This is a genomic window from Paenibacillus sp. 1A_MP2 (assembly GCF_052244825.1).
GTDB lineage: Bacteria > Bacillota > Bacilli > Paenibacillales > Paenibacillaceae > Paenibacillus > Paenibacillus vandeheii.
In genome coordinates this window covers 51,014-63,548 of the sequence record NZ_JBQQCS010000001.1, presented here as the reverse complement: position 1 = coordinate 63,548, position 12,535 = coordinate 51,014, and the positions used below count along the sequence as shown (strand labels likewise).

Below are 12,535 nucleotides of genomic sequence, written 5' to 3'. Positions count from 1 at the left end.
TGAAGCTGAAGCGTGTCCCCAAATATATATGGGTAACCCTCGGCATCGCCTTGTTAACTATGTTGCTTCATACGATCGGTATGAGCGAGGATCTGGTTAACGTGGGGCTGATTTATCTTTTCCCCGTATTGGTCAGTGCCGTTTACTGGGGATTGGGACCGGCGATATACGCAGCAAGTCTTAGCGTTGTTGCCTTTGACTTCTTTTTGTACCCCCGTATCTGAGCTTTACGGTTGAAGATTTACGATATATTTTCTCTTTTGTCGTGTATTTGGCAGTTGCGGTATTAACCGCAAGTTTGGCAGGGCGCCTGCGGCAGCAACTGGAGATGGTGAAACAGCGTGAGAATACGACAAATTCGCTGTATGCTTTAAGCCGTCAGATGACGGCTGTTACAGATTTGGATACACTGCTGAACAATATTGCGAGGCAAGTCTCGTAACACTTGGGGCTCCGGCGGCATTATATCTTCCTAATTCTGACGGGGAGCTCGCGGTTACCTCATCTTCGGGCGAACCGGATTTCGCAGGCTGGGGCAAAAGTGAGTCTGAGGCTGCCATTGCCAAGTGGGTATACATCCATGGAGAAGTAGCTGGACGCGGATCGTCCAGTCTGCGGGAATCGTCTGGGCTGTATGTGCCGCTGCGTACAGAAGACCAGATTCACGGGGTGCTTGCCGTGAATCTGGAATCCAGTGATCTTTATGAGCAGCGGGAGGAACTGCGTTTGCTGGAAGCCTGTGGCGGGCTGGTGGCGAGCGCCATCGCTCGTGTTAAGCTGGCGGAGGAAGCGAGGCTGGCGCAAATGACCGCTGAATCGGAGCGAATTCGTACCGCTCTGCTGGATTCAGTATCTCATGAACTGCGTACACCACTTACCGCCATCATTGGTTCAGCCACAGGCCTGCTAGAGAATGATTCCCTTTTTACCGCGGAGGACCGAAAGGAACTTACAGGCAATATTCGGGATGGAGCGCTGCGGATGAACAGGCTGGTGACCAACTTGCTTGGCATGGTGAAGCTGGAAAGTGGTATGCTGCAGCTGCGCAGGAAATGGTGTGATGTGGGTGACATGATCGGTATTGTGCTGGGGCAGGTTCAGCAATTTATTCAGCACCGCCGCATCCGTGTGGATTTGCCGGATCAACCGCCATTTATATCTGGAGACGAGGTATTGCTGGAGCAGGTCCTGGTTAACGTCATCAGCAATGCCATTAAATATTCTCCGGTCGACAGTGAAATCGTCATTACGGTAAAGGCAGATGAGTCGCTTGGACGAATGACCATTGTGGTGGCTGATGCGGGCGTCGGGATCCCGGAAGCAGATCGAGAGCGGGTGTTTGAGAAGTTTTATCGTTCTGAATCGTCACGGCATGTGACAGGTACAGGACTGGGACTCGCCATCTGCAGAGGAATTGTCGAGGTTCATGGAGGTACGATTACCGCAGAGCCGAATCCGGGAGGCGGGACACGGGTGTGCATTTGTTTGCCTACCGAAGAACCCGAGGCATCATTCCCGTATATGGGACAAGGAGAGGAAGAATGACATGACGGCACCACAAGGCGCACGCATATTGATTGTGGATGATGAACCACAGATCCGCAAACTGCTGAAGGTTACGCTTCAGGCGCACAACTTTGAGATTCATGAATGTGCAGACGGAGAAGAGGCGGTCGTCCAGGCGAGCATTGTGCATCCCGATCTGATCGTGCTTGATCTGGGCTTGCCCGGCATGTCCGGAATGGACGTACTTCAGCGTATTCGGGAGTGGTCTCAGGTACCGGTCATTGTGCTGACAGCGAAAGAACGCGAAGAGGATAAAATCGCTGCACTGGACGGCGGGGCAGATGATTATGTTACCAAACCGTTCGGCATGGGCGAGCTGGTTGCCCGGATTAGGGTTGCTCTTCGCCATGTGGCGAAAACAACGGATGAGCCTGTACTGCGCTTTGGTCCGCTCACGATTGATTTGGCCCAGAGGCAGGTGGATCTGGAGGGATCACCCGTCAAGTTAACTCCAACCGAGTATGAAATGCTGAAAGTACTTGCTTCCAACGCAGGCAAAATTATTACCCAACGGCAGCTGCTGCAACAAGTGTGGGGTGGGCATCACCATGAGTCAGACAGCCATTACTTACGGGTGTACGTCGGTCATCTGCGTAAAAAATTGCAGGAAGATCCCACGCGGCCTCGATTTATCCAGACTGAGCCGGGAATCGGCTATCGTTTCCTGCTTCAGGATGAGGTTGGAAAATAAAATGAAAACTCCTGAAAGCGCCGACTCCCTCTCTAATGAGAGGAAATCGGCGCTTTTCAAGTGCGAAACCATGAATTTCTTATGATGTGTACTTCGGCAGCCAGTCTCCGTGAGCTTCGATCAGTTCATCGCACAGCGCGACGATATCATCCATAGACAGTTCGGCAGCAGTATGCGGATCGAGCATGGCGGCATGATAAATATGTTCCTTTTTACCCGTGATGGCAGCTTCAATCGTCAGCAATTGGGTATTGATATTGGTCCGGTTCAGGGCAGCCAGTTGTGGAGGCAGGTCACCGATATACGTTGGACTGATACCGGAACCGTCAACCAGACAAGGCACCTCTACACATGCTTCACGAGGCAGGTTGGTGATTAACCCGTTATTCATGACATTACCGCCGATTTTGTAAGGGCGATCTGTCTCCATGGCTTCCATAATATGCGAAGCGTACTCCCGGCTGCGCGTATGTTCAATATTTTCGCTGGATAACAGCTTCTCACGCATTTCCTTCCAGCCTTCAATCTGATTCACGCAGCGGCGCGGATATTCATCCAGCGGGATGTTGAATCGTTCGATCAGCTCGGGGTAGTTCCGTTTGATAAAATAAGGATGGTACTCGGCATTATGTTCGGAAGACTCGGTAACATAGTATCCAAAGCGCTGCATCAACTCAAAACGTACCATGTCATCATGCTGCTCTTTCTGCTTTTCCTTCGCCAGACGTTTAATCTCTGGATACAGATCCTGACCATCCCGAGTGACTTCCAGCAGCCAGGCCATATGATTGATACCCGCAACTTTCGCGACTACACCCGTCTGATCGATCCCCAGTGCATCAAACAGATGCGGTACGCACACCTGGACGCTGTGACATAGACCTACGGTTTTGATTCCGCCGTGCACATTCATGACATTGGTCAGTACCGCCATTGGGTTGGTATAGTTCAGGAACCACGCATCAGGGCACACTTCCTGCATATCCCGGGCAAAATCGAGCATTACCGGAATCGTCCGCAGATTCCGGAAAATACCGCCAATCCCCAGCGTGTCGGCAATGGTCTGACGCAGTCCATACTTCTTCGGAATTTCAAAGTCCGTAATTGTACATGGATCATATCCACCCACCTGAATAGCATTGATTACATATTTGGCTCCGCGCAGCGCTTCCTTGCGGTCGGTATATGCTTTGATGGCACAGCCGCTTCCGAGGGAACGTGCCATGCTGGTAAGCAATCGCTCCGAATCATTTAGGCGCTCGGCATCAATATCAAACAGCGCCAGCTCAAAATCTTGCAGTGCTTCAGTCATCATGACGTCACCCAATACATTTTTGACAAAAACGGTGCTTCCCGCACCGAGAAACGTAATTTTGTTCATCTCAAGTTCAGCCTCCCTGAATAAATGGTGTACCTCCAATATAGGAGAATCAGGCCTGTATAACTATGGCTCAACCTCTCTGAAACATGGCATAATCCCATTTTTGGATTCGTTTACAGCTGATAATTTACATATTTACCTGTTATAATTTTAGTGAAGAGATTGTTGCGGTAATGAACATAAGGGGTGAGAAATGTGAGACTGGTCGAAACGAACGTGGTTCCTATGGATTTGACGCAGATGGAATTGGTATTGTTATTTTTCGGTTGGCAGGCATGTGATCCGTCGCATTATTGGGGGCCTGGCGTCCGGGATTCCTACATTGTTCATTACATTCACGAAGGCAAAGGCACTGTGTTTATGGCGGATCGGCAATACGAGTTGACACAGGGTCAGGGTTTCATCATTTTTCCGGATACCCTTATCCATTATGAGGCGGATGAGAAGCAACCTTGGACATATTCCTGGTTTGGCTTCAGAGGGGTGCACGCCAAGACATTCATGCAGCGGGCACAGTTAAGTTCCGAACATCCTATATTTGATGCCAGGGATTTAGACATATTTGATCGGTTGTATGCGGAGATGGTTCAGGCATCCACACGTACCGGGGGAGATGTGTTCAACCAGAGCTTATTATACCGCTTGATTGCAGAGCTGATCGCATCTTCTCCGGCAGGAGAGCAGGTGCAGCGGCCTCTGTCTACCAAGGAGGAATACATCAGGCAGGCGGTTCAGTTTATGGAGATCAGGTATAGTCAGAGAACTTCAATCCTTGATATTGCCCGAGCTGTAGGTCTGGACCGTACATATCTGTCAGGACTTTTCAAGGAAAGGTATGGTAAGTCATTACAGGCATTCTTTCTCGAATACCGGATGAACCGTGCAGCTGAACTGCTGCAGCATTCGTCGTTGTCGGTTAGCGAAGTGGCTCACTCGGTGGGGTATACAGATCCATTGCTGTTTTCCAAGATGTTCAAGCGAGTGAACGGTGTGTCTCCGAAAGAATCGAGAAGCATGGAGCAGGGAGAATAACTTCATTCTGTTGTATGTATTGGGAAGAGTGGGGAGTTAAATTCAAAAGGGATTGCTGCAAAGTCATGTTCATGACTTATGAAGCAATCCTTTTGTGGATGATTAATGTGGCACTTGGGATTGGAAATCGTTCCGGCTGGACTGATTTGCATGGTAAAAGACCACGAATCGGAAGATTTATAGCATTATGCTTTAAGGTGAAAAGACAGAATCGCATTATCATGAAAAAATCAGGCAATCGGCGTGCCGTTGGGTAATGTCTGGTCTGGCGTTAACAAAACAACGTCACCTTCACCAGGCACGCCGCCAAGCACCAGCACTTCCGATACAAAACCAGCAATTCGGCGCGGCGGAAAATTGACTACGGCAATAACCTGCTTGCCGATCATCATATCGGGGGTATAATGTTTTGTAATTTGGGCGCTTGAACGTTTGAGGCCGAGTGGGCCAAAGTCGATAGTCATTTTGATGGCAGGGATTCGAGCCTTAGGAAAAGGTTCGGCTTCCACCACTGTACCAACGCGGATATCATGCTGTATAAACTCTTCAAAAGTAGCCATGTGGTGATGTCTCCTTTCAGCTATAGAGTCCATTATAAAATAGAAATACCCAAAAAATCCAGATTGCGCTAAATCGCAATCTGGATTTCAGTGGTCATGCTGTAGGATCTCTCTGTCATTCACTCAAACGTGATGAATGCAGGGCAAGTAATGCATCAGCATGTTTAATTAAGCGCCATTCCACTGTTCACCAGTCAGATATTTCTCAGTCAGAATGGATAACATTTGAATACCGACCTCATTATGTCCACCTTCGGGAATGATGATGTCTGCATACTTTTTGGAAGGCTCGATAAAAGCATCGTGCATCGGTTTGACGGTTTCGAGATATTGTTTATATACGGATTGAATCGTACGGCCACGTTCTTCCATATCCCGCAGAACTCTGCGCAGAATACGCACATCAGAATCCGTATCGACAAATACCTTAATATCCAGAAGAGCGCGGAGATGCTCATCGATCAGAACATGCAGTCCTTCCACAATAATGATATGGTTTGGTGCCAGTTCAACCGTTTCATCCGCGGCACGATTATCTATGGTGAAGTCATATACGGGAGCATATGCCGTTTGGCCTTGTTTTAACAGGGTGAGATGCTCAATCAACAGATCATTATCGAATGCAAACGGATGATCGTAATTGGTGAGTCGACGTTGCTCAGGGGTGAGCTGCGACTGGTCTTTGTAATAGTTGTCCTGGGATATAAAAGTTACTTTGCCCGATCCAAGACGGTCAATGACGGAACGAGCTACCGTCGTTTTACCGGAGCCGGTTCCTCCGGCGATACCAATAATGAGCATGGTTGTTCCATAAACCTCCCTAGAGTGGCAGCATGATCATGGATAAAGCGTACCAGAAATCATTCATTCATGGGCTTTATCCACATGTCTGTCTGTGAATACACAATTCCTTCATTGTATCATAGCAGACTGCTTTTTTCATCATAATGAATTGACCATGTTTTGCCTACCAGGGGAGGTGTGCGCTTGATGCAATCAATTAATGCTTATATTTGTGTAATGGGTCGTGTTTTAACCTCCATGTGGTCATTAGGCGTTGTATAATGGCCCATTTTGTGAACAAATTCAAGGTGACATACCCAAGCACACATCCTGCAGTATTGGCAATTAGATCATTGATATCAGTGCTGCGGCCATTGCCCAAGGTAACTCGAATCAGGAGCTGCAGCATTTCGATGAGAAAACTTAGAGTTAATCCTGCCATTGCAGCGGTTCGTATGGAATTAGCCCAAGGTTTTAATAAAGGAAGTATGAACCCCAGTGGAATAAACAGCAGGATGTTTAATGCGAAACTCGGTGCATCCGCAGTCAGAAGAGGAATCCACTGAATGGCCTTATACCACGGAGTCTGATTGGCATATATTCCGATGTTAATGTCGATGGGGAAGAATACAAAATGCATAACTCCAAAAAGGTAAACGATAAAAGCGATCACTAAAATATATTGTCTGGCTGTGTACCTGATTTTGTATACCCTGGTGTAGAACACCAGGGCAATCAGGACCAGAAAGAATAATGGACCGAGTATGCTTAGAGATGTAATCGTATATTGAACAGACATACAATGACTCCTTCAAAAGGATATGATTTATTACTGATTCAAGTTGACCTTAATGTCCATTCCCTTGATGAATTGATGGTCTTTGATCACTTCCGTAAAATCATCCTTAATCTCAAAAGGCTTCACGATTAAGTACTTCAGATGCTTGGATGTTGTGGCATAAATTCGCTCGGATCTCAACTGGTTTCCCTCATACAAGCCCTCACCGCTAAGGGCTGTCAATTGCCGGCCCTGATCATCGAAAATGGCAAATCCGATATGGCGCAACTGCTCTTCATCTTGCGCGGTAAGTGTGCTTTTGTTGTTTAAGGAAATGATTGTAGATATGCGTGTTGTAACAGGTGTAACTTTGGCTTCCGTAACAGCAGCAGTATACAGATCGTTCGAGATTGTAGTGTCAGGCAGAACATGCTGGATATCGTCTGTTGATTTGGTAAAAGGAATATTTAGCTTGAACTCATGATCAATTCCTTGCAGCGTCAACTTAATTTCGGCGTCAAATTGATCCGGGAAGGCCGAATTCTGCTCGGAGGGGATGACTTGTTCAAAGAGCAGCGTGTTTGGCTGCGTTTCTCCTATGGAACTGTAGAACAGACCCGTGTCCTGACGTGACCCGTTTACATTGAAAAAGACGTTATCAATCCCATTGCTTAGCTTCACAATATCTTTACCGTTGTCATATTCGCCTTGATTCAGATTGGGCGCAGTGAATTGAACTAAAAACGCTGCACGTGTACCGTCATATACCGTTTCCAGCACTTCCAGCTTCACATCCTGGTAGGTGACCTTGCTATTTACCATAGTTGTCAGACCTTCGTTGCCTGCGTTTTCAGACCCATATCGGCTTCAATCGAACTGAAGAGGCTGCCCACCAGTGGAATATTGCGTAAGGAGTCCGCCATGGCTGGTGATACAAAGCCGGATGCGAATACAGTCACGCCTAATACCCCGGCTGCGATGGTAGCAGCTGCGGTACGACGCAATCCCTTTTGAAGTCGACTGGGGTGCTTAGCATGTTCTGTTTTCAAGGTGTGAGATGACTCAGACAGTGACTCCAGTGTAGCATCGATTCGATTACGTACGAGTTCAGACATGACGGGACGCTCCTTCGCGTGTTCCTTTAATTTCTGATCCATATTAAACGGGTTTGACATACAATTTTACCTCCCGAAAGTTTTTGAATTTATGGTACAGTTCCTGCCTTGCCCGGGTGAGTCTCATTTTCACGGCACTTTCGGATATGCCCAGTGCATCTGCAACTTGACGCAGGGACAAGTCCTCAAAATAGTGCAGCACAATGACGATTCGTTTCGATTCTTCTAGCCGGTCAACTGCTTCTCTCATGTCTACCTCATCGTAGGGACTGGAATGTTCCTTCTGCTGTGCTGGCACCTCCGCATAGGAGGTGGAGAGGGAACGGCGGGATAACATGGTATTACATTCATTAATAAGGATGCGGAACATCCAGGTTCTGAAATACTGGGGTTCACGAAGGGTGTGCATTGATTTATAAGCTTTCAGGATAGTCTCCTGAATGGCATCAGCCACATCCTCCTCTTTTCGCAGCATGGATTTTGCGGTATTGTATAGGGAATTTTCAATCTCTCTTATGAGCCTGATAAAGGCATCGCGATCTCCCTCTATGGCTTGGTTTATGAGATCGGTTGAATCCATGGATAACAGCTCCTTTCATTAGGGGACTATCAAGACAGCCCTTGGTTGGTTTTACATAGATTAGACTTTCGAATGCTGTATATGGTCACAATTACTTTTCATATTGGAAAAAGGTTCAGTATATATGACGAGTAGAATTGAACTCTTCCCTTCAGGTCGTAAGAAGGGCGGATTCTTATATTGGACAATTGACTGACTTTTTGGGGATCGGCCTAAAAAAGATTGATATACCGATGAGTATGACTATGACTTTGAATATTCGGGACTTGATGTGTATCAATTTAGTCTCAACTTGGCGAATCTGGGTTGTAGGATCTAGGACCTTGGATATATGATGTCGAAAGATGCCAGTTAATGGATGGTGTCTATAAACATTAAAGGAGGTGTACGTTATGAAAAAATCAGGCAAATTGATTTCTTCCACGGTTGTTGCTGCCATCGCAGCTGTATCAGTTGTAACTTCTGCTTCTGCAGCAAGTGCACCTGTGGCAAGCCCGGTGATGTCTTCCATTGCAAGCATTGATCTGAGCAGTATGGACATCGAAACAGCTTTGATGATGGTTCAGCAAGAACGCGCCAAATTGCTGGATAACCAATTGCAGTCGCAAATTCAAGAAGTTCAAAATCGCAATCAAGCGATCGCAGAGCTGAACGCACAATTGCAAGCGGCCATTCAGAGTGGGGATGCTTCCCAAGTGCAAGCCTTGAAGAGCAAAATCGATGCGTTGAGCAGTTCTCAACAAATGGATATGCTGCGTTTGCAGGCTTTGTCCAACAAACGCAATGAAGCTTTTGATGTGATGACTAACTTCATCAAAAAAATGCAAGATTCAAGATCATCCATCATCGGAAATATGCGCTAGAATGGAATTATCTTACTTAAACAACCCTAACCATTAAACGCCTGCAAGTGAAAGGTCAAGGGTTAAGGTACAAAAGAGCGAAGGCGGAATTCATTTCCGACACTTCGCTCTTTTTGTATTTACGATTTACAGGGTTACGAATGTTGCATCAGTCTAATCTGGAGTTAACCCGACCAGTCGCGGCGCCGGGTGAACAGATCCTGCAGCTCATCCGTCGATAGCTCCGTAATCCAATTTTCAGAGCTGGTGATAATATTGTCGCTGAGCTGCTGCTTACTCTCCAGCATCTCGTCAATGCGTTCTTCGAGTGTGCCCAGCGAGATGAACTTGTGCACCTGCACATCCTTCGTCTGTCCCATTCGATAGGCGCGGTCCGTAGCCTGATTTTCCACGGCAGGGTTCCACCAGCGGTCAAAATGGAATACATGATTCGCTGCGGTCAGGTTCAAGCCCACGCCGCCTGCTTTGATGGACAGAATAAAGACCGACGGCTGCTCTGCCGCAGGCAACGTCCGCGATTGGAACTCGTCAATCATCCGATCCCTTGCTGTCTTGGACGTACCCCCATGCAGATACAGCACAGGCTCCTGCAACTCTTGTCTCAATACCTGCTGCAGCATCTGTCCCATGCCGATGTATTGGGTGAAAATCAGACAGCGTTCGCCCTCGTCCCGCAGTTCGCGGACCAGTTCCATCAGTCGTTCCAGCTTTGCAGAGCGGCTGATCAGCATGGCCATGTCCTGAGGACTGTACAGGTCGTACGCTGTTATAGAGCTTTCCGAGGAGATCGTCTCGGGTAAGGCTTCTTTGGTCAGCAGCAGGGGATGATCACACAACTGTTTGAGCTGGGTTAAGGCTGAGAGAATGGCGCCTTTGCGCTTAATGCCTTCCAGCTCTTTCATTTTGTCCATCAGTTCTTGAACGGACTGGTCATACAGGGCACTTTGTTCACCCGTAAGGTGAATATAAGTCTTCATTTCGTTTTTATCCGGCAGATCGAGTTGAATATTCGGATCTTTTTCTTGCGGCGCAGCATGAATGGTTTCACCAGCTGCTGCAAATCCTGCATGCGCTGCTCGTCCTTATCCTTCTCGATCGCACTGATAAATCGAGTCTGGAATGCCCTTGCGCTGCCCAGATAGCCTGGATTAATAAAATCATAGATGGACCACAGCTCGGACAGTCGATTTTCAATCGGTGTACCTGTCAGTGCAATACGGTGTTTTGCAGGGAAGCTGCGCACCGCCATAGATTGCTTCGTTTGAGCATTTTTAATATTCTGCGCTTCATCCAGACAGATCGATGCCCACGTATACGACTGCAACATTTCCTGATCCAGCGTAGCCGTTGCATAGGAGGTAATGATGATATCCACCTGTTCAGTCTGTGCCTGGAATTCCTCTCCGCTCAGTCTGCGAGCTCCATAATGCAGACTGACATTAATAGAGGGAGCAAAGCGGCTAATCTCTTTTTGCCAGTTTCCGAGTACGGAAGTCGGGCAGACGAGAAGGGCTGGGGCCTGCCCAGGCAAGCGCTGCTCATGCTCTTTGAGATGCAGCAAATACGTAATGAACTGAATCGTTTTTCCGAGTCCCATGTCGTCCGCAAGACAAGCTCCGAGACCGAATCTGCGCAGGAATCCAAGCCAGGCGAAGCCTTCCTTCTGATAAGAACGCAGCTCAGCATGCAATCCTGCCGGAACCGGCAGGGAAGGAGCGCCGCCTTGCCCGCCGCCAAGCTGTGCGATGACCCGGTTAAGGTGTTCGTTCAGTTCCACCTCAAGTCGAATGTTCTCGTTGGATTGAGGCTGTTCCTCTTCCTGATCCTCCTGTCCTTCCTTGCGCTTCTGGTTACGATATTCTCGCTGCTCATTGTGCAGCAGATGCAGGTGCAAAATATCCTGAAACGACAGGCCCTGTTCCTGATCCACACCGCCCATGGCCCGGCGAATCTGCTCAAGCAAGGCAGGGTCGAGGGGAACCCATTCCCCTCGGAAACGAACAAGCCGTTCATTACGGGCCACGAGATCAGCGAATTCTTCCTCGCTAAGATCCGTATCCCCGATCGCAATCCGCCAGTCAAAATGAATGATTGAGTCCAGTCCGAAGAACGACTGTCCCCGATCGCTGCCTTCCTCCGGTTTCACCTTGGCACGCAGCTTGGGTTTCTTCTTGCGTGCAGCTTCCCACCAACCCGGAAGCAGTACTTGCCAGCCGGCTTCGAGCAGACGTCCGCTGTCTTGTGTCAGGAACAGCCATGCATCCTGATCTCCCAATGGATCACTGAGCACATCCCGGCTGCCGCTGATGGAGCGGCGAATTCGGGGCAGATGTGCACGCAGCTGTTCCAGCCATCCTGCCGAACGATCAAGGATGAACGGCGTCCATACCTCCGGCCATTCACCTTCCAACCGGCCGCGTGAATCCAACTGAACGGGAACGAGTACGGCTGCATCCAGTTTATTCTGCAATACCAGCCGCAGCCGCCATGCCGGTTCATCCTCCTCCGGCTCCAGCAATTGCAGGAGTGGACGGAATGGGGCTGCGTCTGCTTTCCAGCCGATGGACACCAGCCAGGATTGTGCATCCATTCCGGCTGTTTGCGCAGTCGTGCCGCTTTGTGGAAACAACTGCGGGAATTCGCGTCGAAGATCGGTAGCAGCTTCCTCCGTGCTGTACCATCGGTGGAATACGGAGGCCGAATAAGCAGCGCTCAGCCCTTCGGCGTAGCTCTCATCCGACTGTTCCAGGGCTTTGCCAAGATCGGTTCGATCCTGCTTTTTCAAGCTGTCCGGGTCCCAGGTCCATTGCAGTTGTCCCGAACGAAATGCGGTGAAGCTGGGGATGTATTTACGATTTTCAATCGACGCTGCAAGTACCGGGGCCAACCGGATCAAATGCTCTGCCTGCTCATCCCATTTCCATTCAATATGAAGCAGGGTGTGCATTTCGCTGAAGAAAGGAATGACTTCTTCCGCAGGCAGTACAACCAGTTCAATCTCTTCAAGCTGTCTCGTTTCCAGTTCTGTTCCGTAGAAGGAAGGGGCATGCCAAGCAAATAATCGCTGCTTAAGCGATTGTCCTGTTACAAAATGATGGGTGTTCAGCGCTCCATAGAACAGGGCATCCCCGTATCCGGTCAATGCAACATGGACCTCAATCGTTTCGGTGTAAGGGTGCATTAGGC

At 48.6% G+C, this 12,535-nt stretch carries 11 protein-coding genes and 3 pseudogenes; 6 read left to right on the top strand and 8 right to left on the bottom strand.

The window, feature by feature from the left end:
• Window positions 1–59 precede the first annotated feature (59 nt).
• From ACTWJ7_RS00455 to ACTWJ7_RS00440, 4 genes and pseudogenes are all read left to right on the top strand, one after another.
• A pseudogene (locus ACTWJ7_RS00455) lies at window positions 60–283 on the top strand (DUF4118 domain-containing protein); the annotation flags it as partial.
• 191 nt (window positions 284–474) lie between these two features.
• Window positions 475–711 (top strand): annotated as a pseudogene (locus ACTWJ7_RS00450) (ATP-binding protein); the annotation flags it as partial.
• Between the two features lie 93 nt (window positions 712–804).
• Complete coding sequence (locus ACTWJ7_RS00445; RefSeq protein ID WP_443146324.1) at window positions 805–1,545, top strand: sensor histidine kinase; 741 nt, start codon at window positions 805–807, stop codon at window positions 1,543–1,545.
• A 1-nt stretch (window position 1,546) separates the two neighbouring features.
• Complete coding sequence (locus ACTWJ7_RS00440) at window positions 1,547–2,257, top strand: response regulator (RefSeq protein ID WP_301881011.1); 711 nt, start codon at window positions 1,547–1,549, stop codon at window positions 2,255–2,257.
• Between the two features lie 79 nt (window positions 2,258–2,336).
• On the opposite strand, the gene ACTWJ7_RS00435 is transcribed toward ACTWJ7_RS00440, so the two are convergent.
• Window positions 2,337–3,638: an alpha-glucosidase/alpha-galactosidase gene (locus tag ACTWJ7_RS00435; RefSeq protein ID WP_301881010.1), complete on the bottom strand. Its 1,302-nt coding sequence runs from the start codon at window positions 3,636–3,638 to the stop codon at window positions 2,337–2,339.
• Window positions 3,639–3,833: 195 nt separating this feature from the next.
• Between ACTWJ7_RS00435 and ACTWJ7_RS00430 the strand changes: the two genes are divergently transcribed.
• Window positions 3,834–4,670 (top strand): AraC family ligand binding domain-containing protein, encoded by an 837-nt coding sequence (locus ACTWJ7_RS00430; protein ID WP_301881009.1) that lies wholly within the window; start codon window positions 3,834–3,836, stop codon window positions 4,668–4,670.
• Window positions 4,671–4,900: 230 nt separating this feature from the next.
• Here the strand turns inward: ACTWJ7_RS00430 and csaA are convergent, their stop codons facing one another.
• The 6 genes from csaA to ACTWJ7_RS00400 form a co-directional block, all read right to left on the bottom strand.
• On the bottom strand, window positions 4,901–5,230 hold the full coding sequence (csaA, locus tag ACTWJ7_RS00425) for a chaperone CsaA (protein WP_024629442.1): 330 nt from the start codon (window positions 5,228–5,230) through the stop codon (window positions 4,901–4,903).
• A gap of 168 nt (window positions 5,231–5,398) precedes the next feature.
• A complete protein-coding gene (udk, locus tag ACTWJ7_RS00420; RefSeq protein WP_285079982.1) occupies window positions 5,399–6,031 on the bottom strand; it encodes a uridine kinase in 633 nt (210 codons plus the stop codon).
• A gap of 199 nt (window positions 6,032–6,230) precedes the next feature.
• A complete protein-coding gene (locus ACTWJ7_RS00415) occupies window positions 6,231–6,812 on the bottom strand; it encodes a VanZ family protein (protein WP_301881008.1) in 582 nt (193 codons plus the stop codon).
• Between the two features lie 30 nt (window positions 6,813–6,842).
• Window positions 6,843–7,613 (bottom strand): DUF5643 domain-containing protein, encoded by a 771-nt coding sequence (locus ACTWJ7_RS00410; RefSeq protein WP_443145051.1) that lies wholly within the window; start codon window positions 7,611–7,613, stop codon window positions 6,843–6,845.
• Window positions 7,614–7,618: 5 nt separating this feature from the next.
• Window positions 7,619–7,966, bottom strand: a complete 348-nt coding sequence (locus tag ACTWJ7_RS00405) for a DUF4179 domain-containing protein (protein WP_443145050.1) — start codon at window positions 7,964–7,966, stop codon at window positions 7,619–7,621.
• Entirely contained in the window at window positions 7,950–8,486 is a 537-nt protein-coding gene (locus tag ACTWJ7_RS00400) for an RNA polymerase sigma factor (RefSeq protein ID WP_301881006.1), read from the bottom strand. The genes ACTWJ7_RS00405 and ACTWJ7_RS00400 overlap by 17 nt, the downstream gene beginning before the upstream one ends.
• Window positions 8,487–8,878: 392 nt before the next feature.
• On the opposite strand from ACTWJ7_RS00400, the gene ACTWJ7_RS00395 reads away from it, so the two are divergent.
• The gene (locus ACTWJ7_RS00395) at window positions 8,879–9,349 is read left to right on the top strand and encodes a hypothetical protein (RefSeq protein WP_301881005.1); all 471 of its coding nucleotides are present in this window, start codon (window positions 8,879–8,881) and stop codon (window positions 9,347–9,349) included.
• 164 nt (window positions 9,350–9,513) lie between these two features.
• Here ACTWJ7_RS00395 and ACTWJ7_RS00390 read toward each other — a convergent pair.
• Window positions 9,514–12,530: pseudogene (locus ACTWJ7_RS00390) on the bottom strand (DEAD/DEAH box helicase).
• Window positions 12,531–12,535 lie beyond the last annotated feature (5 nt).